Source organism: Mesorhizobium sp. M0088 (genome assembly GCF_040322895.1).
Classification (GTDB): domain Bacteria; phylum Pseudomonadota; class Alphaproteobacteria; order Rhizobiales; family Rhizobiaceae; genus Mesorhizobium.
In genome coordinates this window covers 77,312-96,730 of the sequence record NZ_JAMYUI010000029.1, presented here as the reverse complement: position 1 = coordinate 96,730, position 19,419 = coordinate 77,312, and the positions used below count along the sequence as shown (strand labels likewise).

General features: G+C 62.0%; 29 protein-coding genes and 1 tRNA gene. 15 read left to right on the top strand and 15 right to left on the bottom strand.

What is annotated here, in order from left to right; translation table 11 throughout:
- The first annotated feature begins 273 nt into the window (after positions 1–273).
- Entirely contained in the window at positions 274–516 is a 243-nt protein-coding gene (locus NKJ67_RS29140) for a hypothetical protein (RefSeq protein ID WP_127269195.1), read from the top strand.
- 96 nt (positions 517–612) lie between these two features.
- Here the strand turns inward: NKJ67_RS29140 and NKJ67_RS29135 are convergent, their stop codons facing one another.
- From NKJ67_RS29135 to NKJ67_RS29115, 5 genes are all read right to left on the bottom strand, one after another.
- The gene (locus NKJ67_RS29135; RefSeq protein WP_127331684.1) at positions 613–819 is read right to left on the bottom strand and encodes a hypothetical protein; all 207 of its coding nucleotides are present in this window, start codon (positions 817–819) and stop codon (positions 613–615) included.
- Positions 820–1,015: 196 nt separating this feature from the next.
- Entirely contained in the window at positions 1,016–1,201 is a 186-nt protein-coding gene (locus NKJ67_RS29130; RefSeq protein WP_127331685.1) for a hypothetical protein, read from the bottom strand.
- A 313-nt stretch (positions 1,202–1,514) separates the two neighbouring features.
- A tRNA-Gln gene (locus NKJ67_RS29125) sits at positions 1,515–1,588 on the bottom strand.
- A gap of 84 nt (positions 1,589–1,672) precedes the next feature.
- The gene (locus NKJ67_RS29120) at positions 1,673–1,966 is read right to left on the bottom strand and encodes a hypothetical protein (protein ID WP_256746877.1); all 294 of its coding nucleotides are present in this window, start codon (positions 1,964–1,966) and stop codon (positions 1,673–1,675) included.
- Positions 1,967–2,347: 381 nt separating this feature from the next.
- Positions 2,348–2,830: a pyridoxamine 5'-phosphate oxidase family protein gene (locus tag NKJ67_RS29115; protein ID WP_128307677.1), complete on the bottom strand. Its 483-nt coding sequence runs from the start codon at positions 2,828–2,830 to the stop codon at positions 2,348–2,350.
- A 187-nt stretch (positions 2,831–3,017) separates the two neighbouring features.
- Here NKJ67_RS29115 and NKJ67_RS29110 point away from each other — a divergent pair, with 187 nt between their 5' ends.
- Positions 3,018–4,073 carry a PAS domain S-box protein gene (locus tag NKJ67_RS29110; RefSeq protein ID WP_256746878.1) on the top strand — a complete coding sequence of 352 codons (1,056 nt, stop codon included), beginning with the start codon at positions 3,018–3,020 and terminating at the stop codon, positions 4,071–4,073.
- A gap of 141 nt (positions 4,074–4,214) precedes the next feature.
- Positions 4,215–4,763, top strand: a complete 549-nt coding sequence (locus NKJ67_RS29105; protein WP_127271137.1) for an MgtC/SapB family protein — start codon at positions 4,215–4,217, stop codon at positions 4,761–4,763.
- Here the strand turns inward: NKJ67_RS29105 and NKJ67_RS29100 are convergent.
- A complete protein-coding gene (locus tag NKJ67_RS29100; protein ID WP_352584647.1) occupies positions 4,743–5,681 on the bottom strand; it encodes an alpha/beta fold hydrolase in 939 nt (312 codons plus the stop codon). The two genes, NKJ67_RS29105 and NKJ67_RS29100, sit on opposite strands and share 21 nt — an antisense overlap.
- On the opposite strand from NKJ67_RS29100, the gene NKJ67_RS29095 reads away from it, so the two are divergent.
- Complete coding sequence (locus NKJ67_RS29095) at positions 5,680–6,132, top strand: hypothetical protein (protein WP_502905244.1); 453 nt, start codon at positions 5,680–5,682, stop codon at positions 6,130–6,132. The genes NKJ67_RS29100 and NKJ67_RS29095 overlap by 2 nt on opposite strands.
- A gap of 90 nt (positions 6,133–6,222) precedes the next feature.
- Positions 6,223–6,357, top strand: a complete 135-nt coding sequence (locus NKJ67_RS29090) for a hypothetical protein (RefSeq protein WP_352584645.1) — start codon at positions 6,223–6,225, stop codon at positions 6,355–6,357.
- A 103-nt stretch (positions 6,358–6,460) separates the two neighbouring features.
- On the opposite strand, the gene NKJ67_RS29085 is transcribed toward NKJ67_RS29090, so the two are convergent.
- The 5 genes from NKJ67_RS29085 to NKJ67_RS29065 form a co-directional block, all read right to left on the bottom strand.
- A complete protein-coding gene (locus tag NKJ67_RS29085; RefSeq protein ID WP_127271133.1) occupies positions 6,461–6,706 on the bottom strand; it encodes a DUF982 domain-containing protein in 246 nt (81 codons plus the stop codon).
- Between the two features lie 14 nt (positions 6,707–6,720).
- The gene (locus NKJ67_RS29080; RefSeq protein WP_127270771.1) at positions 6,721–6,957 is read right to left on the bottom strand and encodes a DUF982 domain-containing protein; all 237 of its coding nucleotides are present in this window, start codon (positions 6,955–6,957) and stop codon (positions 6,721–6,723) included.
- Between the two features lie 95 nt (positions 6,958–7,052).
- A complete protein-coding gene (locus tag NKJ67_RS29075) occupies positions 7,053–7,496 on the bottom strand; it encodes a GFA family protein (RefSeq protein WP_127382568.1) in 444 nt (147 codons plus the stop codon).
- 171 nt (positions 7,497–7,667) lie between these two features.
- Positions 7,668–7,847, bottom strand: a complete 180-nt coding sequence (locus NKJ67_RS29070) for a DUF3606 domain-containing protein (protein ID WP_023813816.1) — start codon at positions 7,845–7,847, stop codon at positions 7,668–7,670.
- Positions 7,848–8,332: 485 nt separating this feature from the next.
- A complete protein-coding gene (locus tag NKJ67_RS29065) occupies positions 8,333–8,524 on the bottom strand; it encodes a hypothetical protein (protein WP_256746882.1) in 192 nt (63 codons plus the stop codon).
- A gap of 187 nt (positions 8,525–8,711) precedes the next feature.
- Between NKJ67_RS29065 and NKJ67_RS29060 the strand changes: the two genes are divergently transcribed.
- The gene (locus NKJ67_RS29060; protein WP_352584642.1) at positions 8,712–9,140 is read left to right on the top strand and encodes a DoxX family protein; all 429 of its coding nucleotides are present in this window, start codon (positions 8,712–8,714) and stop codon (positions 9,138–9,140) included.
- Between the two features lie 39 nt (positions 9,141–9,179).
- Here the strand turns inward: NKJ67_RS29060 and NKJ67_RS29055 are convergent, their stop codons facing one another.
- Together NKJ67_RS29055 and NKJ67_RS29050 are read right to left on the bottom strand one after the other, a co-directional pair.
- The gene (locus NKJ67_RS29055; protein WP_127398150.1) at positions 9,180–9,485 is read right to left on the bottom strand and encodes a hypothetical protein; all 306 of its coding nucleotides are present in this window, start codon (positions 9,483–9,485) and stop codon (positions 9,180–9,182) included.
- A 73-nt stretch (positions 9,486–9,558) separates the two neighbouring features.
- Positions 9,559–9,828 (bottom strand): hypothetical protein, encoded by a 270-nt coding sequence (locus tag NKJ67_RS29050; RefSeq protein WP_352584640.1) that lies wholly within the window; start codon positions 9,826–9,828, stop codon positions 9,559–9,561.
- Between the two features lie 235 nt (positions 9,829–10,063).
- Between NKJ67_RS29050 and NKJ67_RS29045 the strand changes: the two genes are divergently transcribed.
- The 8 genes from NKJ67_RS29045 to NKJ67_RS29010 all read left to right on the top strand — a co-directional run bounded on the left by NKJ67_RS29045 (position 10,064) and on the right by NKJ67_RS29010 (position 16,736).
- Entirely contained in the window at positions 10,064–12,376 is a 2,313-nt protein-coding gene (locus NKJ67_RS29045) for a right-handed parallel beta-helix repeat-containing protein (protein ID WP_352584638.1), read from the top strand.
- A 97-nt stretch (positions 12,377–12,473) separates the two neighbouring features.
- Positions 12,474–13,739: a hypothetical protein gene (locus NKJ67_RS29040; protein WP_352584636.1), complete on the top strand. Its 1,266-nt coding sequence runs from the start codon at positions 12,474–12,476 to the stop codon at positions 13,737–13,739.
- Between the two features lie 35 nt (positions 13,740–13,774).
- Positions 13,775–14,569 (top strand): class I SAM-dependent methyltransferase, encoded by a 795-nt coding sequence (locus tag NKJ67_RS29035; protein ID WP_352584634.1) that lies wholly within the window; start codon positions 13,775–13,777, stop codon positions 14,567–14,569.
- A gap of 513 nt (positions 14,570–15,082) precedes the next feature.
- Complete coding sequence (locus NKJ67_RS29030; protein ID WP_352584632.1) at positions 15,083–15,793, top strand: glycoside hydrolase family 108 protein; 711 nt, start codon at positions 15,083–15,085, stop codon at positions 15,791–15,793.
- A complete protein-coding gene (locus tag NKJ67_RS29025) occupies positions 15,790–16,008 on the top strand; it encodes a hypothetical protein (protein ID WP_352584630.1) in 219 nt (72 codons plus the stop codon). Before NKJ67_RS29030 ends, NKJ67_RS29025 begins: the two co-directional genes overlap by 4 nt.
- Position 16,009: 1 nt before the next feature.
- Positions 16,010–16,243 carry a hypothetical protein gene (locus NKJ67_RS29020; RefSeq protein ID WP_023814075.1) on the top strand — a complete coding sequence of 78 codons (234 nt, stop codon included), beginning with the start codon at positions 16,010–16,012 and terminating at the stop codon, positions 16,241–16,243.
- Positions 16,228–16,413, top strand: coding sequence for a hypothetical protein (locus NKJ67_RS29015; protein WP_013530788.1), 186 nt, complete (start codon positions 16,228–16,230; stop codon positions 16,411–16,413). Before NKJ67_RS29020 ends, NKJ67_RS29015 begins: the two co-directional genes overlap by 16 nt.
- Positions 16,413–16,736 (top strand): hypothetical protein, encoded by a 324-nt coding sequence (locus NKJ67_RS29010; RefSeq protein WP_127271121.1) that lies wholly within the window; start codon positions 16,413–16,415, stop codon positions 16,734–16,736. Before NKJ67_RS29015 ends, NKJ67_RS29010 begins: the two co-directional genes overlap by 1 nt.
- A 126-nt stretch (positions 16,737–16,862) precedes the next feature.
- Here the strand turns inward: NKJ67_RS29010 and NKJ67_RS29005 are convergent, their stop codons facing one another.
- Entirely contained in the window at positions 16,863–17,570 is a 708-nt protein-coding gene (locus NKJ67_RS29005) for a hypothetical protein (RefSeq protein ID WP_352584627.1), read from the bottom strand.
- A 38-nt stretch (positions 17,571–17,608) separates the two neighbouring features.
- Entirely contained in the window at positions 17,609–17,779 is a 171-nt protein-coding gene (locus tag NKJ67_RS29000; RefSeq protein WP_164748724.1) for a hypothetical protein, read from the bottom strand.
- Positions 17,780–17,868: 89 nt separating this feature from the next.
- Here NKJ67_RS29000 and NKJ67_RS28995 point away from each other — a divergent pair, with 89 nt between their 5' ends.
- The gene (locus tag NKJ67_RS28995; RefSeq protein WP_352584625.1) at positions 17,869–19,413 is read left to right on the top strand and encodes a glycosyltransferase family 39 protein; all 1,545 of its coding nucleotides are present in this window, start codon (positions 17,869–17,871) and stop codon (positions 19,411–19,413) included.
- The last annotated feature ends 6 nt before the right edge of the window (positions 19,414–19,419 follow it).

Here is a 19,419-nt window from a genome sequence, read left to right as displayed (position 1 = left end):
CCCAAAGGGAATGGTTTTCTGTTCAGGTTGCACAATGCGGCAGGGGCTTGGGCTTGGCAAGTCACTAATTAAATAATACCCAAACAAATCAAATAGTTAGCATAGTTGTGCAACTGTGTGTGTTACGCCGAATACGCATCAGGCTCTTCATGAGCATGACAAGCGGTTCACCCATCGCGAGGTCTTGACGCGCTAGGAGCGGTTTCCTAACTATGAGTTGAGTAAGTTGAATACTCATTCTACGTATTCATGGTGCGGAGCGAGGGAAGCGCGATGACTGAACTGGAACGCCCGGAACGGTTGCAGATCATGCTGACGTCAGACGAACTGGCGGCGCTGGAAAACTGGCGCTTCGACAAGCGCATGCCGAGCCGTTCGGCCGCCGTGAGGGAATTGCTGCGGCGCGGTCTTGCCTCGGATGGCTTCCTGACGGCGGAGCAAGGGACGAAGTCGCAAGACTTCGGCATCCTGCCAACCGCCGGCGGCAACGGCATTTCCGACGGCGGCAAGGAGTAGGGCGGTTCACCGTGCCTGAGCCGCCCTGGTCCCGCAGGCCGGTCGGCGGTTGCCGCGACGCGGCGCCGGCTGGCGTACCGGGACGAGACTCTCGGTTCAGAGGATGTTGGTCGTCACTTCGACGATTATCGCGGCACCTTCCAGGCTGCCATTGGTGACGTGCACGACGCGCGATACCCGCAGATCCTGCGTGGTTCCGTCGATCGACAGCGCAACACTTTCGCCGATCCGGGGAACCGCCTGGAAAACGGCGTCCGTGGCCTCCGGCCGGTTGTCGATCGATATGCGGCAGTTGACGGTCATGAGATGTCTCCTGTGTCGGCCCGGTGGTCAACGCAGGGTCCGCGAAATGGTTTCAGGAGCCGGACGCAACTTAATGGCGCCTGGATTCGTAAAGCAGTAATTGCTCCATCGTTCATCGTAACGGAGCAACAGCTCGCTGGGGAGGGCGTTGGGGCTGCCCCGGCGAGCTTGATCCGATTTGCCCAGGGGCGTGGCGTCACCGAGGCATGGAGACGAGTTTCGGAGCCCGCAATTCCCCGGCCATCCTTGCCGCCTGGAAGATTGTCATCAAAACCAGGATGGGCTCACCCTCGGTCGGGTTGATGGTCAGGACGACGCGGCCGAGCTCGTCGCTCATGCCGCAAGACCAATCCTTGACGGCTATCACTTTTCTCGCGGCCATATGCCTTCTCCTGAACCGGAGATCCCCTGCGGGCTACGCCGTCTGGAGTTGGTCGACAGAACCTTTGCCTGACATTGCAACCAGCCGAAGTGCGGCAAATGCGGTCAATATTATGAAAACCGCCGTGACGTTCAGGGACATCGTCGATGCAAGGACGCCCCCGTCAAAGCAACTCAGTTCCATGGCGCTGCACCCCTTCAATCCACTGACGGACTGGATGATGATCCTGCTTGGGGCGAAATACAAGCGTTCTCTAATACGCCGATGCGGCTGGCCAGCCCTGCGCGCTTTGAGCAGGCGAACGGTTGGTTGCTGGTTCCCGCTCAAGGGCTCGAACCTCGATTCACGCCTTCAAAGGGCGCTGTCCTACCATTAGACGAAGCGGGAAAATGCACGTTGCGCCCCACCCCTAGCCGGTTCGCGCGCCGGGATCAACGCACGGGGGCGGCAAAGCCGATTGGAAGCGCGGTGTCAGTCCGGAAAGTTGGTGACAGGTTCCTCGCAGCGGTAGACCGGGCAGCTGCCGTCGCGGGTTGGGACATAGGCCGACATCGGCACCTCCGGCCAGTCGCATTCGTTGCCGAACTGCCTGACATAGCGGTCATAGGTGTTGGGTCCGGTGGTCAGCACCACGGCATGATGGCTTTGGAGCAATTGCCGGAGTTGGTCGCAACTCATCGTGCGGGTGTCGGGCCTGGCTTCGGCAAGGCCGGTCGCGGCCAGCAGGATCGCTGCCGTCATCAAGGCAATTCGGTGCATCGGCATGGCTATTCCCTCGAATGGAAGTATCGGCCGAAACTCGCATCCCGGCGGGTGGTTCCGCAACCGCCGGCTGGCCGTCTGTGGCGGCGCAACCAAATGGTTCGTCGCGCATTGCTGGGGATGGATGGGAGGAAGCCCTACGAGACCCCGCAATGGCGGCCCGGAAACGGGGACCGCGAGGCCATGTGCTGTTCTTTCTGCGGCGGGCGCGACCACAGCTATGAGGACTGTCCGCAAAGGGATACTGACGCCGATCCAGTGCCGAATGCCCCTGACCCTCCCAAGCCAGACTGATCCGCGCCGGTATGCCGCCAGCAATATGTCAAATGCGACCCGCCGGCATTCGTACATCTGACTGATGTCGTGATTTTCAACGCCGTCCGGCTACATCCTGACCTTACCGGTGTCACCGATTTCCGGGCGGCTGTCGCTGACCGTTGCGGCCAGCATCTTCACATAGCTGACCACGGTGCCGGGGCTGTCCCAATACTGGGCGTCCTTCGGCGTCACCTTAAGCACGCGGATCGAAGGATCATCGGCACTGTCCCACCAGGCCTTGGCCGGGGTCGACCACAACTCCCTGATCTTGGCGCGGTCGTTCGAAACCGCCGCCAGACCGCTGACGGAAACATATTTCTGGCCGCCTGAATCGGCGAAGGCGAGGCCGACATTAGGCTCGGCTTCGATTTCGTCATCCTTGTGACTGTCGACATCGGTGAGGAAGTAGATGGCGTTTTCGTCGCGCACCACATGCGCCGCCATCGGTCGCGAGCGGATGTCATCGCCTTCGCGAGTGGCGAGCATACAGAAACCGATCCTGTCCATCAGTTTCCAGACCCGGTCGAGATCGCTGTTGCCGTCGCTCATTGTTTGCCTCCTTATTAAGCCATCCATGGGGGGTGTCGGGTGCAACTCGCGCAGGCGCGCAAGGTTCCGGTCGTGAACTGCCCGGACTGTTCCTGGGAGGAATGTTGGAGGCGATTGCAACCAAAACGCACCGCGGCGCATTGGTGGCCATGCGCGCGATCCGCGCATGAGGGAGAAGGGGTCGACAGTGACAGATTTGGCGGGCCGTGATGCCTTGATCGCCATCACCGCCGATGCGCGGCTGGCGGCGATTGTCGATTCGTCCTTCGACGCTATCGTCAGCAAGGATCTGAACAGCATCATCACCAGTTGGAACGCGGCGGCGCAACGCATGTTCGGCTACACCGCCGAAGAGGCCGTCGGCCGCTCCGTGCTCATGCTCATCCCCGATCATCTCAAGGATGAAGAGACCGACATCATCAGCCGGGTTCGCAGGGGCGAGCTGCTGGCCAGCTACGAGACGATCCGCCGGCGCAAGGATGGCGGCCTCATCGCCGTGTCGCTGACCATTTCGCCGATCAGGAACGCGTCCGGCGAGATCATCGGCGCCTCGAAGATCGCCCGCGACATCACCGCCAGCAAGGAGAGCGAGCGCCGGATCAGGCTTTTGCTCCGCGAGGTGAACCATCGCGTCAAGAACCAGTTCGCGGTGATCCTCTCGATGATCAGGGAGACCAGCAAACGCTCGACCGATCCGCGTGAATTCGAGGAGTTGATCCGCTCCCGCATCATGGCGCTGTCGCGGTCGCACGATCTGCTGGTGAACTCGGAATGGGCCGGCGCCAGCCTCTTCGACCTCGCCCAGGAGCAGCTCAAGCCGTTCGGTCACGAGGCGCGGGTATCGCTGTCGGGACCGCTTTTGACCCTGCAGCCGAATGCCGTGCAAAATCTCGGCATGGCATTTCATGAGCTCGGCACCAACTCATCAAAATATGGCGCGCTGGCGAGCGAGGCCGGGCGGCTGGAGATCACCTGGCGGATCGTTGAAGGCGTTTCTGACAAGCGGGAAATCCATCTGCTGTGGGACGAGACGATGCCGGTGCGCGAGGGAGAGCGGTGGGACGAAAGCACGCGCAAGGGTTTCGGCACCGTCGTCCTGCAACGGGTCGCGCCGCAATCGCTGAACGGCTTGGCGGTGCTGGATCGCAGCCCGGGCCATCTCAAATGGTCCCTGACGGCGCCGCTGGCTTCGATCATCGTTCCGCAGCTCGGCGCCGACGTGCCCGAAACCGAAACGTCCTGAGGCCTTGAGGATTGGCTCCATCAACCTCCCTTTGGCAGATGCGTATTCAAAAGCGGCCGCATCCTTGCCGCACCTGGCCGTGGATTCAGGAACCGCGACCCGGTGGCCGCGTTGTGGCGTCAAGCTTTTGGAGGGGACATCATGGAACAGCTCGTCGAGGAATTCGGCCATTCCACCTACACCTCGTTTCCGGTCATCGCGGCGCGGCTGTTGCTGGCCACCCTCTATGGCGCGGTCATCGGTTTCGAACGCGAATGGCGCAATCGCCCGGCCGGACTTCGCACGCATATTCTCGTCTGCGTCGCCGCCGCCACCTTCGGCATCCTGACGGTCGAGATCGTGCACGCGCCGATGTTCGCGGGGGAATCGGTCAAGGTCGATCCGATCCGGGTGGTCGAGGCGGTGACCGCCGGCGTCGCTTTCCTCGCCGCCGGCTCGATCATGTTTTCGCGCGGCGAGGTGCATGGGCTGACGACCGGCGCCGGCATGTGGCTGGCGGGCGCGATCGGCGTCGCCTGCGGACTGGGTCTTTGGCAAGTGGCCGGGTTCGGCACGCTGATCGTGCTGATAGTTGCCGGCTTTCTGCGCCGGTTCGAACGCGGGCCCGGCCTTGCCGCCGGTGATGAAGGCAGTCAGGCAAAGGCGGAGAAGGAGGGGGCCTCGGCCCGATCAAAGGGAGGGCGAAGGTAATCCCGTTCGCCGAGAGATGCCGTGACTGGTTTCACCGAAGAAGCCGGCCAGCAGATCGGCCGTGCGCGCCGGGTTCTCCTCGGGAAAGAAGTGCCCGCCCGGCATCGCCTGGCCGCGCACATCGTCGGCCCAGCCGCGCCACAGCGCCAGCGGCCCGCCTTCGCCGGCATACCATTGCGCCAACGCGCCCTGACCGCTCCATAGCGCCAGCAGCGGGCAGCGAATGCGCCGGCCGGCTGCCTTGTCGGCATGGTCGTGCTCGCGATCGAGCGTGGCTGCCGCCCGATATTCCTCGCAGATGGCATGGGCGTGGGCAGGCGCGCGCAAGGCCTCGACATAGGCCTGACGCACTTCGGCTGGAAACGCCGATGACGACGAGCCCCAGCCGTTGAGCGCATTGTCGACGATCGCCTCGGCGGCGCCGGACAGGATCTTTTCCGGCAACGGCTCGGGCTGCGCCAGCAGCGACCATGGCCAATAACCCAGCGCCAGCCTGGCGTCGGCCCGGTCCCAGGCATCGGCGGTCGGCACGATGTCGAGAACGGCGAGCTTGTCGATGCTGCCCCGATGATCGAGCGCCATGCGGTAGGCGACACGCCCTCCGCGATCATGGCCGGCGACCATGAAGCTGCTGAAACCCAGCTTCTCCATCAGCCTCATCATATCGGCGGCCATGGTGCGCTTGGCATAGGGGGCGTGGTCGGGAGTGGATGCCGGACACGAACTGCGGCCATAGCCGCGCAGGTCGGCGCAGACGACGCTGAACCGGCTGGCCAGAGCGGGGGCGATGTCGCGCCACATCAGATGCGTTTGCGGAAAGCCGTGCAGCAACAGCAGCGGTGGCCCGCCGCCGGCGCGCAGGCAGAATATGTTGGCATCGCCGGTGTCGATTTCCGCGCCTTGGAAACCCTCGAACATGATCGCCTCCGGCACGCGCAACGGCGGCAAACGGGTTTGGTTGCAATGCCGCCCGGCGAGGCGGCCAACCTTTTTCGTCGACAGACGTTGTCCCTGTGAAGGGAAGGTCGCCGCGGGCGACCGTGCAAGAAAGAAGGAGGCAGTGATGAGAATTCTCGCCATCATGCCAATCGGCCTCATGCTGGCGCTGGCAGTGCCGGCCGCGGCCCAGCAGCAGAACGACAGCCAGGCACATGCCGACAAATGCAGGGCTCAGACCGAGCAAGGGGCAAAACAGCAGCCTGGACAGCAGGCCGATGACGGCAATTTGACCGCGAAGCTCAACGATTGCGGCGGCGTGCTGAAACCGCCCCCGACGGGCGACCAGGGCATGGCGGCGCCGGCCCCCGAGGAAGGCAAGACGCCGGTGATCAAGCCGGGTGAAGTGCCGCCCCAGCCGCCGAAGCAATAAACGCCGCTGGCTGGTATTATCGCGCAAGCTAATGGAACCTCGTTATCCCAGGAGCGTTTCTCTCACGACTTGGAATTCGGAGAGATTATCGTGAGAGATATTGCGACCACGGCCACGTTGCTTGCCTCGATAGCCATCGTGATTGCCTTGATTCTTCTGGCGCCGAAGAGTTTTGGCTTCGAAAACTCTCAGCCGATTGTCCAGGGCGAGCTTCCGGCGGAATAATCGGATCGATTGTTCGAAGTGACCAAGACCGATTTGCGCGAAGCAGGCGAGGTACGATGCCCCGCCTGCTTCTTTTTATGGAAACCGCTATTTATGGAAACCGCTATCGCACCAGCACGCCGGCATGGCTGCAGAGCGCTGCGAACGCTTCCTGCGCCTCGGCGGCGCCCGTCCCGGTTTCCAATGCGGCTTCGACCTTCTCGCGCGCCGCCTGGTAGAACGGGCCGCGTTTGGCCTGCGGCCAGTCGATCAGGATTTCGCTGGCATCCTTGAGCGTGGCGACGTCGCGGATCGTGTCCGACCCGTGCGGCTTGATCCGCATCGGTGTGGGCAGGATGAGCTCGGACATGTCCTGTTTTCCAACTACTGGAGGAGTTTTGCTTCGCGCGCGGCGTCGATCATCGCCCGCATCGCTTTTTCCGCCGGCGTCCAGCCATCCAGCGCATCGCGGCAACTGCGCAACGCCGCCCGGTAGCGCCGTCCCTGGCCAGACGGCCAGTCGCCGAGGCATTCCAGCCCTTCCCAGGCGCTGCGGATGATGCGCTCGCGCTCAGGCGCGAATTTCAGCCTGATGGGGCGGGGAAACATCTTGTCGTTCAACGGTCGTCTCCATGATTGCCGCAAGTGTCGCTGGCGACATGCGTGAGAGGCGATCGGTAACGTCGCCGGCAGGACAGGGTTCCCTTGCCAGGAGATCAAATCTCGGCGTCGATGTCCGACAGCGATCTCGGCGTCGGCGCTTCGGCGTTGTGCTGCGCTGGGCGGTCATGCTCGAACTGTTCGGTGCCGGGCAGAGCGTGCAGCCAGGTCTCGCGCCTGGAGGTCCACAATTCATATTCGGGCACGAGATCGGTCGGCGCGATGTCGAGGCTGCCGATCGCCACCTCGGCCTCGTTGTCGTCGACCCAGGCGACGCGGCCGCCGCATGTCGGGCAAAAGCTCCGCGTGCCATAGGAGCTGACGAGGCCGGTGGTCTCGAAAGCCTCGCGCGGCCAGATGGCAAAGGCCGAATAGACCGAACCGCCGGCCTTGCGGCAATCCTTGCAGTGGCACAGGCCAACGCGCAATGGCGGGCCGTGAACCTCGAACTGCACGCCGCCGCACAGGCAGCTGCCGGTCCTGCGTATGGTGTCGGACATGGCGACCTCCCTCAATGCGTGGCGCTGCCGGCCGGGTGGGACAGATGCTCGTCTGCCGTTTCGTTGGCCAGGATGAGAAACCGGGAAAAAGACATCCTGTTCACCGTACCACCAGGCCCGGTTGACGCGGCCCGCAGCATCTTCAACGCCGCCCAGGCGAAATGGTTTCGGCTAGCCGCGGGCCGCCATATGGGCGTCGAGCTTCTTGCGCGAGGGGCCGTAGCGCTTGATGATGGTCTGTGCCTCGCTTGGCGGGATGCCGTATTTGCGGGCAAAGGCGGCAACCTCGTAGGGCTCTTCACTCGAGACCTGCTTGCGGTCCTGTTTCGTCTTCGACTTGTCGTCAGCCATCTCAGGCCTCGCTTTCTGTTGTCGGGGACGCGCAGTCTTCGGCGCCCGCGATCAACACGACATAACACAGATTGGCGCCGCCGGTTCCACCAGACGACACGGCCTGGGCTGCGATAGGCCTGTATCAGGCCGAGGGCCGCATGGTATCGGCGGCGGCAGCGTGGTCGCCGTCACATTCGGAGCATGCCGCGCTGAGGCCGGGGCAGCCGCGCCGGTGCGTGCCGGCGGGGCAGCAATGGCCGTTGGAACTCGTCCAGCGCGGGCATTCGAAGACCTGGCCAGCGCCACCGCAGCCGCTGCACTCCAGCGGCGCCGACCGCTCGCCATGAGATGTCGCCCCAAACCTGACGCTTGTACGCAAATTTCAGCCCACCCAAAATCGCTGCGTCGGCACGCCGATGCATTAGCCCCGACTAACGATAGCACTTCCGTGATTACCAACAAGTTTCAATCGCGGCGGCGCCGGAAAGCCGTTCGGGCCGTCGTCAGGCCGGCTTCAGCCGCATCGCGGCGAGATACATGAGCGCCGAGGCGGCCTGCCCGCGGTCCCAGCCGGCGGCCTCGACCTTGCGGAGCAGGGCGTCGAGATGCGGAACCAGCATATCCCTGCATTCCTGTTCGTAGACGGTGCTCGTCGCCGGATGCCGCGGTGAGCCGATGGTCAATGCCTTGGCCATGTCCGATTCCCCCTTGGAGCGAGCAATAATATGCCGTCAGCCGGCAAACCGAAAATCGCTCTTGCCGTACGGTGTGACGCTTCGAAACCCCTCTGCGATCCTGTCGAGAAAAATTGGCCTGATGTGTCGGACCTGGCGCCGGTCGCGCGTCCTAGGAGCGATCAACCTGCAAAGCTGGAGAACGAGCATGTCGTCGCAAATCACTCAATCACCGTGGCAGACCGCGGCCCTTGTCGTCGCCCGGCTGATCTTCGCCGGCGTCTTCCTGATGGCCGTGACCTTCAAGTTCATGGGCATGGACGCCACCACCGGCTATATCGCCGCCGCCGGCTTTCCGTTTCCGCTGTTCCTGGCCTGGTGCGCGGCGATCCTGGAAGTCGCGCTGGTGCTGTGCTTCCTGACCGGCGCCTTCTTCTCGCAGGCAGCCCTGGTCGCCGCCGCCTATGTGCTGTTCCTCGGCTTCGCCTTTCACGGACCCAGCCACTGGGCCGGCAACCAGGCCGAGTTCGGCTTCTTCGTCGACCATTTTTCGTTCCTGGCCGGACTGCTGTTTGCGGCCGTGCATGGACCGGGCAAGGTGCTTTCGCTCAATTCGGGATGGCCGGGCAGGGCTTGAGGCGAGGCAGCGGGCCACCGCGGACGCACGCCGGCCCGCTCACAGCTGGTCGTTGTAGGGTTCCTTTATCTTGCCGACCATGCGGGCCAGCTTCGAAAAGGACGGCATATCCGCCTCCGGCTGGCACTGGTTAGCGAGTTCCAGCAGCCGGATCGGAAAGTTGACGGCGTCGCGGCTGGACGCGGACATGCCTTCGGACCGCTCCTGGTTGGTTTCGCCGGCCTCGGTCTTGCGCAAGGCCAGGTCAATTTCCTCCGCCGTCAGCACCCCCTTTTGAACCAGGAGGCGGTTGATCGAGGCGACGGCCATCAACAGGCCTTCGAGTTGCAGGTTGGCGACATTCATGGCGATTGCTCCCGTGGCTGGGGTTGAAACGCGCGAGCGGCATTTCCGCTCCAGAAAGGCTGCGGGCGAATGCCTATTCCTGCGTCAGCCGTTCGCCATATTCGCGCCACAGCGCCTTGACCTCCAGGTTGCCGAGGCTGCTGATCGAAACATCCCCACAGCTGATGGCGACGGCGGTGATGTCGTATTGGGGGTAGGCGTTGGCGACGAAACGGATGGCTTCGCCCAGCGAACGCACGCGGATGACTGGATCGGCCTGACCCTGGCCGGTGCTGCGCACGCCGGAAACCGTGGCCGGTGCATGCCGCATCCTGAACACGGATGCCATGGCTGGTCTGTCCATCGTCCTCTCCCACAAGGCCGTGCGACGGGAATCATTCCATGAGCTTCGACGAATGATTTCACACCTGCCGGCTTATGACCAGCCGCCGGCAAAAGCAGGGTTTTACGCGCTTGCCAGCGTCGCTCCGAGTGGGAGTTCCGACCGGTCTAGGAATTTTTTCTCAAAAAACGGTTGACGGGGTGAGTGCAGCTTTGCCTTCCAGACGCTGAACCCTGTTATCGGAACCGATGACATTGTGCTGTCGTTCTATCAGTCCGACGACACAGTCGGGGATATCCAGGCAGCCGCGCAAGGCATCATCGACCAAGCCCAGGCCGCTGCGGACGTAGCGACGGGCGCCATGACAACCGTGCTCGATCCGCAATTCGCGACCAAGGCGACGGCGGAGGCATTTTCCCCACCGATAGCACCAACATATATCCGCACCGCCTTCTACGACAGCTCTCAGGTGGCAGGCAGCGGCGCTGTGTACCGCAAGAATGGAACGAATGTCGGGGATTTGGTGATCACGCTGAGCGATGGCATGACGAAAACAGGCTATACGCTCGCCTCAACCCCGGTGACGGCATCAATGCTCGGGGCGCGTGGTGGCGGTGCGAATGCCACGGCTGCTATCAGTGCACTGCTCGCGGGCAGCTATCCGCATGTGCTGATTGACGGCTCCTACCAGACCGACGGCAACCACACGATCTCGACAGCGAAGAAGCGCGTCGAATGCCTGGGCGGCTCTGCCCTGATCCTGCGCGCCCCAGTCGGTGCCGTTACCGGCCACCATCCCGTCATCGATATCGCTGCCGATGACGTCCTGATAGACGGGGACCTCACGATCGATGGTGGATCACATGCCGGCTATCAGGCTTCTATCGGTATTCGCGTCGGCCTCTCTACTGGTGCGCGCCGGAAGCGGCCGACAATCCGCGGCGTGAAGGTTCGCAATCTTGGCCTTGCCGGTGTGATGGCGCTCTGTGTCGACAGCCCGACGATTGAGGACATTGACGGCTATAACATCTTCACGCCAACCGGCGGCGAGTTTGGCGACACGGTTTACGTGGCCGGCGTCCGCAAGCCGATCGTGCGCAACATCCGGTCGGCGAAGTGCAAACGCGACGGTGTCGTATTGACCTATACGGGAAATCTAAACACCACCGACGTGTTGGTCGACGGGGTTTTCGTGGACGCACATCTCGACAGCCCCTCCGCCGGTGTGTGGGTGGAGATGACCGGTGCGCGAGATCCACGAGGGATCATAACTAACGTGGTGGCGAATGACTGTCTGGTTGGCGTAGCCGCGACTGACGCCAACAGCGAGATCGTCATTTCGAATGTCAAGGCAATCGGCAACCGGCTCTCCGGTAGTTCTGCCGGCAACGTCTTCGGCGTTCAGATTCAGTCGGGCCGGCTCGATAACTGGTACATCGATCGCTACAACACCGCCCTGCAATTGGAGCCAAACGGCGAATATCAGTTCGCCCTCAGCTCGCAAGTTGGATCGTTTGCGACTGGCGAAACGGTCAGCGGCGGCACCTCTGGTTCCACCGGAACCATGCGGTTCCAACATTTTGAAATCGTCATCACCGGTTCAACCGTCGACTATGAACTCGGTGAGACGGTGACAGGCGGTTCATCCGGCGCGACGGGCATCTTGGTCGACTTCTTTGCCAACGTGCTGAGGGTCTTGCCGACAAGCGGGACGTTTCAGGCCGCTGAAACAATCACTGGAGGCACCTCTGCGATTGCCAAAACGGCAAACAGCGCGACCCGGCGCATCTATGTGCGCGGTTCGGCCGGCATCTTTCCGGCTGGCGAGACGATCACGGGCGGAACGTCGGGTGCCACAGCCGTAATCGCCGCGCCCTACCAGACGCCTCTTGCGATCGGCCCGGGCACGTTGATGAACTGCTCGACCGATGCCATTGTCGTTGCGAACGTAGTGACACCGGCGAGCCTTAGCCTTTCTGGCATCAGGGGAAACACCCAGTCGCATGGCATCCGGTTCAACCTTTCCGTGGGCCAACGGCTGCGCAAAGCCAGTCTCAGGGACATCGCCCTGAAGAACTCGACCTCCATTGGCGTTGCCTTTAGGGTAACCACCGGCGGCGCGATAGACGAAATGCTGGTCGATGGTTTCGACATATCGGAATGGGTTGGTGATGGCACCGGCAGTTCCATCACGGCCGGCATCGTGACCAAGTTTATTGGCGGCAACAATCCCGGTCTGCAGGGGACGTCGAGTGTGCCGATCAATCTGACCGTCAACACAACGCTGTCCGGGCTTCACAACCGGGCACTCTGCCACAACAACGGGGCCGGCGCGACGTGGACACATACGCTGCCGCCTGCCGTGCCTGGCCTTCGGATCGGCTTTGCCGGAGTACACGCAACCCATGTCATGAACATCGAACCCAACGGGACGGACACGATCAAGGGCGGCGGTGCAGGAAAATATCTCATTCTCGATCCCGGCGAGCGCGTAACCCTGGAGGCATACGCAACGGGCTCATGGGTGGTCAGCGCGACATTCGGCTGGGCGGGCGATTTCGAGTTGTAGACTTTGTCGTTGTGAATGACCGAATCGCCTAGGTTGCTTTTTTGATCCAAATGGTCGAACGAAAGATATGGTCCTCGCTCTGTGGTCAATGGTGGCCGTGACCACCTTTATACTTGTGGCCCGCCACAATCGGGTTTCTGTTGTAGCGATTGGCTATGTCGGCCTTCTTGCTTATTCGGTGCCCGCGCTGATTGGCTTCACGCGGCCTGTGAGCGCGAAAGGATTAGTGCCATATCTCGAGCCGGCCTCGTCGGAAGCAATTCTGGTGATGGTCGCTGCTTGGCTAGGGTTCGGGTTGGCGCTGCTGCTGCTACCTTCGTCTGTGGGCGGGGGACGTCCCCCTTGTTACCAGTTGCACCCGATGCGGGTCACCTGGTTCATTCGGTGCGCGCTGATCATTTCTTTAGCCTGCTATGCATGGATGGCAAACAGGGCTGGACTTGAGTGGTACGCGATGGAGCGTGCCGACATCTATGACGCCGTCGGTGGGCTCATTTCCATCGTGTGGCGTTGGGTCAGCGGCATCGGTCTTCTGGCATCGATCTATTTCGATAGGCTATGGGGTCGCGGCGCTCGTATTTATCAAGCCATCTTTGCGTTAATGGTCGCACTTAATGCGATCGCGGGTGATCGGACTGTCCCGGTGATCTTGGCAATGGCGTTTGCCATCGTGTTATTGTGGGAGTGGCCGATAACGAAGGCGGCCCTGCATTGGAAGGCATGGGCGATCGGGCTGGCGACGCTTGCGATCATCTTCTTTATGAAGCCCTTCTATCTGGCCTACAAACGCGACCTGCCGTTTGGCAGGATGCTGACAGGCGGTTCTGATCCGATGGCTATGGTGGCCTCCTGGGAAGCCTTCGGCACTCATGAAAACATCGAAGGGCTGATTAGGAGTAGCACGACCTATCCATGGTGGAACACGGTTCGCGATACCTTGGCGCAACTGCTAATTCAGCCGTCGGCCTTCGGCTTCGACAGCACTGGGTTCAACACGGTGCTCCAGACCCAGATATTTTCGCAGGCGTTGTACGGCTTGGCTGGTACATTCTGGGGGCAGGCGTGGGCGATTGGTGGTATTCCCGTTGTGATCGTATTTGGGTTGATCTATGGCGGAGCGTTGGTGGCGTTGCATCATGCTTCGCTCAAAAGTAAGGGTATGTGGTTCTTCTTCTGGATCATCCTCGGCAGCGTGATTGGGGTCTATGCGCACCGGAATGCCTTGGAGAACGTTCTTGCGCAGGCACGGCAGCCATTCGTCGGTTTCGTGACGATTCAGGTCTTGGTGTGGGTACTGCTCTTCGGGCGCTTCCATACCAGCGTTCCGGCTGTTCCGATTGTGGGTCGAGACTACGGCAAATGAACTGATGTTGAGCAGCGCCTTGGGGGAGGCATGAAATGGTGGAGCAGGTATATCTTGATCGGCAGCATGATCGTCTTGTATTCATCGACCGACCAGCCGACGAAGGATTCTGGGACGATCGTTGGGCGCAATCCCTAACAGCAGCGGACATTCGGAAAAAGAGCGTCTTTGTCCAGCATGTTACCCGAAAGTATTTAAGCCCGCCTGATCGAGTGATTGATGCAGGCTGCGGTGTGGCAAACACAGTCTTTGGGCTCCATCACGCAGGGTTCGAGGCATACGGATTAGACTTTGCCCCCGTAACCATCGCTAGGATCAAAAAGCACGCCCCCGAACTTAATATCGTTCTCGGTGACGTCCGAGAAATGCCATTCGAGGATGCCTTTTTCGAAGGGGTGTGGTCCTTGGGGGTGATCGAACACTTCAAGGATGGTTACGCATCGATCATCGAGGAGGCACGCCGAGTGCTGAAACCTGGCGGACTCCTTTTCCTAACTGTCCCCAGCGTGTCGCCATTGAGGCGTCTAAAGATGCGGCTCGGTCGATACGAAGATGTGAGTGCCGCGGACATGGCCCGATTTTACCAATTTGCCTTCACCCCGAACGACACAATTAGAACGATCAGCGAGATGGGGTTCCGGCTTTTGGAAAGTCGGTCCAGGGGCGGATATCTGGGGTTGATGCGGGAAAGCAACTTGTTAAAGCGCGTGCTTGAACCATTGTATGAGAGCCGGTCGCGACCGATGGTGACCTTACGACGCGCGATCGACTTAGTGATCAGTCCAGTATCCTTTCATACAAAGCTGTTCGTCTTCAAAAAAGCTAACTGAAACTCACTGAATTTTCGAACTCAGACCTAAGTTACTTGTACCCAGCACTATTTGTCGCGGGATCGTCTTCGTACGGTATGAACGTGACTCGGCGCTTCGACTGAAGTCCTATTGATCATTTCCGCAGCGTCAACGCGCAGAAGGCTCATTCATTGATCTTATCCTGACGGAGCTTCTCATCGATGTCTCTCAGGCTTTTGTTGTACGCGCGCGTCTCTCGCCGCACCCCTATCGTGGCAATAACTACCCACGCGATAGAGAAGGCGCCGATGAGGCCTCCTAAAACTAAATATTTTATGTCAGCCATATGTGCTTTTACGCGTCCTAGGTGCGTCAATGACTTACCGAGCGCACGAGTCTCTTGCCGATACTCAGAATTTAAAGTCTGTATCTGCCAACTTGGCGAATGATATCCAGAATCATAATCGCCCGCGCCAAGCCTAAGCTCCACGTGGCGAACATACCAAAAATCAAAAAGTGAACAACTGCCCGGAAGGGCAGAAAGGAAACACCATGGACCGCAACTTCGCGCGGGCGCTTGCGCTTGTTCTCAAATCGGAAGGCGGGTGGTCGGACAATCCGGCTGATCCCGGCGGCGCCACCATGAAGGGCGTGACGCTTGCCAGCTTCCGCCGCTATGTGAAGGCCGACGCGACAAAGGCGGATCTGCGTGCGATCAGCGACGCGCAGCTCGCCACCGTCTATCGCCGCTTCTACTGGGATGCTGTGCTCGGCGCCGAATTGCCCGATGGCGTCGACCATGCGGTGTTCGATTTCGCCGTCAACAGCGGGCCTGGCAGGGCAGCCAAATATTTGCAGGCGGCCGTCGGCGTTGCGCAGGACGGGCGGATCGGACCGGTCACCGTCGCGGCGGCCAAGGCAAAGCCGGCCGGCGTCACCATCGATGCGCTTTGCGATGCGCGGCTGGCGTTCCTCAAGCGGTTGCCGACATGGGCGACATTCGGGCGCGGCTGGTCGGATCGGGTCAGGTCGGTGCGGGTTCAGGCCCTGCTGATGTCGGCGCAGCGCCCCGCGGCACCGGTGACCGCGGCGCCGCCGCCCAGGGTCGAAACATTGTCCAATGGGGCGTCGTCGATCCAGCCCGTGCCGCCGGCGCCTGGCGGCAAGGCGGCTGCCGCGGCCGGCATCCTCGTTCTCCTGGCCGGAGCGCTCGCGGCTTTCCGGCATCAGGTCGCCGCTTTTTTGGGGAGCCTGTTCCAATGACATGGTTCAACACCAATGCGCTGCACAATCTCCTCAACACGCTGATCGCCATCATCTGCGGCGGCGCGCTCGCCGGCTTCGACTGGACGCTGCTCGGCGTGAGCGACCGCACCGCGCTTCAGATCAGCGGCGCCATTGCCCTGGCCAAGATCATCATCAACGCAGTCCGTGACGGCCCGCGCGGCATGGTCGCGCCGCCGGCCAGGGAGACATGAGATGGGAACACTCGCGCTCGCGCTGCTTGGCCAGGCCTGGCCGTATCTTCTGGCAATGGGCGCCGCGCTTGCCGGTGTCTGGACAGCTTATGCCAAGGGCAAGGCCAGCCAGAAGGCCAGGCAGGATGCCGCCGACGCCGCGGCGCGCACCGAAGCCCAGAAGATCGACGATGCCGTCGCCGGCCGGGCGCCGGACGACAACAGAGGGAGGCTGGCCAGATGGTCAAAATCATAGCGCTCTCGCTGCTGCTGGCCGGCTGCACCACATCAGGCGGGTCGTTCTGCGCGGCCGGGCATCCCATCCGACCGACAAGGGCAGAGGCGGCGGCCCTTTCCGACGCGTCGGTGGCGGCGATCCTGGCTCACAACGAAAAGGGCCAGAAACTTTGCGGCTGGAGGCCATGATGAACGATCTTTTCGACCTGCTCGGCATCAAGGGACCGGTCGTGGCGGCGGGGCTCGCCGGCGGCGTTCTGCGCGCGCTGTCGCGGCATCGCTACAAGCTGCGCGAAATGGTGGCCTCGCCGATCTGCGGCGCGCTTGCGGCGGCCTACCTGACGCTGCCGGCGGTTTCCTACGCCAGGATCGCCGGCCTGCCGATGCCCGATCCCGCCGACGACACCACCACGCTGGCGGCCGCCTTCCTGATCGGCGTCTGCGCCATGTGGATTTCGGACGTCCTGTTCGAGTTCGTGGTGCGGAGAGTCAGCCGCGCGCGGGACGAATAGCTGGTGCGGCGGCGATTGCTTGGCGGAATTGCCGAGGCACGTTTCCCGCGGCATCGAACCATCGAAGACAACCCAAAATAGCCCGTTCCGGTTCGCCGGGCGGGCTATTTTCGCGTGTCGGGTCGATCAAGCGAGGATGTTGACCGCGCGTGCCGCGACCAGCGCGATGGTCAGCAGCGAGATCATGGCCTCGGCCATCATCAGCAGCTTGGCGCGCTGGGAGAGCGGCAAGGTATCGGTCGGCGAAAATGCGGTCGCATTGGTGAAGGCGAGGAAGAAATAATCGACGAAGCCGGGCAGCCAATCTCGAAGCTCACGGTCGTTCAACGTCATCTGCGCGAACAGGAAATCGGCCTGTGCGAGCTTGACGAGGCCGCAGGTCGGCGGACCGCCGCGGTCGGTGCTCCAGAACCACAAGGCAAAAACGATGACGTTGGTGACCCAGATGTTGAGCGCGTCGATCAGCAGCGTCGTACCGCTACTGCCGGCATGGCCCTCCAGCAAGGCACGCACCAGCAGGATCAGCGAACCGCAATTGATGATGCTGATGATGGCGGTCATGGTCAGGGCTGTTCTGCGGATCATGACCCGAAACTGGCCGATCGCATGCCACTCGTGGTCCTCGACCGCCTTTCGGGTGGCGGCCTGCGTCCAGGCGGTGGCCACCGACAAGGGCAGCAGCAGGGCCGCCTCCAGCGCGGGCGCCACCCAGCGCGGCCCGAATGAGAGATTGTTGATGACCAGAAGCTGCAGGCAGATGATGACGAGAACGGCCGCACGGGCCATCCAGAAATCGAGCGCACGGTAGTGAATGACGGCATGGTGGTGGCGCATTTTTCAAATCCTGGATGCTTTTTGGGGACGGTAACCGGTCAGGCGTAGGCGACGCCTGCCGCGATCACGCCCAAGGCGCCATGCCCGGCATGTTCAGGGTGCTGCGCGATGGCGTGTTCCATTGTTGTCTTGCTGGCATGTGATGACGGGAGAGGCGGCATGGTGGCGCGAAACTCTGCCTCAATCTTGGTTTTGCCATGGTCGGCCAAGTATACATTTTCGTAAGCTTCAAGTTCTGGGCTGTTCGTAAAACCGTCCGGTGTGATTTATCCACCGCATGACGCGAATCGACGAACCCATGAACGGTTGGCTGCCGGTCGGCAGTTCTGTTCCAGGCGACTGGTGGCAGTCGTCGATCTGGCCGGGGCTGACGCGCTATCCAGAAGCCGCCCTGGCGCTTTTATGCCTGACGCAGATCCTGTGCTGGACCGTGGTGCCGGCGCTTGTCGATGCCGCCCCGCCCGGCGATGTCGTCGAGAGCTTCATGTGGGGCCGCGAATGGGTGCTTTTGACCTATAAGCATCCGCAGCTCCCCGGCTGGCTGCTCGAGATCAGCCATCTTCTGACCGGATCGTTCCGCTGGCCGCAATATCTGCTCGCCCAGCTTGTCGTCTCGGCGACCTTCGTCTTCGTCTACCTGCTGGCCCGCGACATGCTCGGGAGAACCCGCGCGCTGGCCGCCGTGCTTTTGATGCCGTCATTGTATTTCTTCGGCTGGCCGACACCGCAGTTCAATCATGATTACGCGCAGATGCCCTTCTGGGCCGCAATCTGCTGGCTGCTGTGGCGTGCGGGCCGTGGCGGTGGGCCGGGCTGGTGGCTGGCGCTCGGACTGGTGTCGGGCGTCGGGCTCTATGCCAAGTTTTCCACCGGGCTGCTGTTGCTCTTCGGGGCGATCTGGCTGTTGTCGGACACGCGGGCACGCAATCGGCTCGCCACGCCCTGGCCCTGGCTTGGGCTCGCGGTTTTCCTCGCCGTCGCCGCGCCACTGGCCATCCAGCTCTACCGCATCGATTTCCTGCCGCTGACCTATGTCGCCGGCCGCGATGAATGGGTGTTGGTCCACCGCGCCCGCCTTTACTATATCGGTGTCCAAATGGCGGGGCTCTGCGGCTTATTGCTGGTGCTGTCGATATCGGGGCTGTTGCGGCGTTCGCCCGCGCCGGAACAGCCCATTGAGCGCGGCGCGCTGGCCTATCTCGTGTGGATGGGGCTTGGTCCGGCGGTGCTTGTCATGGTGGCCTCGCTGTTTACCGGCGCCGGCGAGGCGTGGGGCGCGCCGATGTACAATCTGGTCGGCGTTGTGGCGATCGCCTTGCTGGGTCATCGGCTTGGCGCCGTCGAACTGCGACGGCTGGCGATCTGCGCGTTCGCCTGCATCCTCGGCATGTCCGGTGCCTATGCGGGCATCCGCTGGACGAGTTGCAATTTGCGCGGGCGCATGGATGCCGTCTGCTGGCCAGCGCGGCAGATTTCGGACGAAGCCGAGGCGGTCTGGCACGCGGCGGTGCCCGGTCGGCTCGACATCGTCGGCGGCGATACCCGCATCGCGTTGCTGGCGGGCCTCAACGCCTATGACAAGCCGTCGATCTTCACCGACCTCGACATGCGGCTCGCCCCCTGGATCACCAGCCAGCGGCTGCGCGATCACGGCATGCTCCTGGTCTGGCCCGGGAGCGGCGTGCCACCTCGGCTGCTGGCGTGGCTGGGAAACATCCCGGTCAAGACCGTTCTTTTCGACTGGTCGCTCAGGGCACCACCGGTGGCGATCAGCTTTGCCGCCATTCCGCCTGGCATGAAGCTACCGGGTTTGATCGACAGCCTCGCCCAACCGAGCAATTGAGGTAGA

Bases quoted from the DNA above. Each gene is read 5' to 3' on its own strand.
- NKJ67_RS29140 (WP_127269195.1), top strand. From the start codon at position 274: ATGACTGAACTGGAACGCCCGGAACGGTTGCAGATCATGCTGACGTCA.
- NKJ67_RS29135 (WP_127331684.1), bottom strand. From the start codon at position 819: ATGACCGTCAACTGCCGCATATCGATCGACAACCGGCCGGAGGCCACG.
- NKJ67_RS29130 (WP_127331685.1), bottom strand. From the start codon at position 1,201: ATGGCCGCGAGAAAAGTGATAGCCGTCAAGGATTGGTCTTGCGGCATG.
- NKJ67_RS29120 (WP_256746877.1), bottom strand. From the start codon at position 1,966: ATGCCGATGCACCGAATTGCCTTGATGACGGCAGCGATCCTGCTGGCC.
- NKJ67_RS29115 (WP_128307677.1), bottom strand. From the start codon at position 2,830: ATGAGCGACGGCAACAGCGATCTCGACCGGGTCTGGAAACTGATGGAC.
- NKJ67_RS29105 (WP_127271137.1), top strand. From the start codon at position 4,215: ATGGAACAGCTCGTCGAGGAATTCGGCCATTCCACCTACACCTCGTTT.
- NKJ67_RS29095 (WP_502905244.1), top strand. From the start codon at position 5,680: ATGATCGCCTCCGGCACGCGCAACGGCGGCAAACGGGTTTGGTTGCAA.
- NKJ67_RS29100 (WP_352584647.1), bottom strand. From the start codon at position 5,681: ATGTTCGAGGGTTTCCAAGGCGCGGAAATCGACACCGGCGATGCCAAC.
- NKJ67_RS29085 (WP_127271133.1), bottom strand. From the start codon at position 6,706: ATGTCCGAGCTCATCCTGCCCACACCGATGCGGATCAAGCCGCACGGG.
- NKJ67_RS29075 (WP_127382568.1), bottom strand. From the start codon at position 7,496: ATGTCCGACACCATACGCAGGACCGGCAGCTGCCTGTGCGGCGGCGTG.
- NKJ67_RS29070 (WP_023813816.1), bottom strand. From the start codon at position 7,847: ATGGCTGACGACAAGTCGAAGACGAAACAGGACCGCAAGCAGGTCTCG.
- NKJ67_RS29065 (WP_256746882.1), bottom strand. From the start codon at position 8,524: ATGGCCAAGGCATTGACCATCGGCTCACCGCGGCATCCGGCGACGAGC.
- NKJ67_RS29060 (WP_352584642.1), top strand. From the start codon at position 8,712: ATGTCGTCGCAAATCACTCAATCACCGTGGCAGACCGCGGCCCTTGTC.
- NKJ67_RS29055 (WP_127398150.1), bottom strand. From the start codon at position 9,485: ATGAATGTCGCCAACCTGCAACTCGAAGGCCTGTTGATGGCCGTCGCC.
- NKJ67_RS29050 (WP_352584640.1), bottom strand. From the start codon at position 9,828: ATGGACAGACCAGCCATGGCATCCGTGTTCAGGATGCGGCATGCACCG.
- NKJ67_RS29035 (WP_352584634.1), top strand. From the start codon at position 13,775: ATGGTGGAGCAGGTATATCTTGATCGGCAGCATGATCGTCTTGTATTC.
- NKJ67_RS29030 (WP_352584632.1), top strand. From the start codon at position 15,083: ATGGACCGCAACTTCGCGCGGGCGCTTGCGCTTGTTCTCAAATCGGAA.
- NKJ67_RS29025 (WP_352584630.1), top strand. From the start codon at position 15,790: ATGACATGGTTCAACACCAATGCGCTGCACAATCTCCTCAACACGCTG.
- NKJ67_RS29020 (WP_023814075.1), top strand. From the start codon at position 16,010: ATGGGAACACTCGCGCTCGCGCTGCTTGGCCAGGCCTGGCCGTATCTT.
- NKJ67_RS29015 (WP_013530788.1), top strand. From the start codon at position 16,228: ATGGTCAAAATCATAGCGCTCTCGCTGCTGCTGGCCGGCTGCACCACA.
- NKJ67_RS29010 (WP_127271121.1), top strand. From the start codon at position 16,413: ATGAACGATCTTTTCGACCTGCTCGGCATCAAGGGACCGGTCGTGGCG.
- NKJ67_RS29005 (WP_352584627.1), bottom strand. From the start codon at position 17,570: ATGCGCCACCACCATGCCGTCATTCACTACCGTGCGCTCGATTTCTGG.
- NKJ67_RS28995 (WP_352584625.1), top strand. From the start codon at position 17,869: ATGAACGGTTGGCTGCCGGTCGGCAGTTCTGTTCCAGGCGACTGGTGG.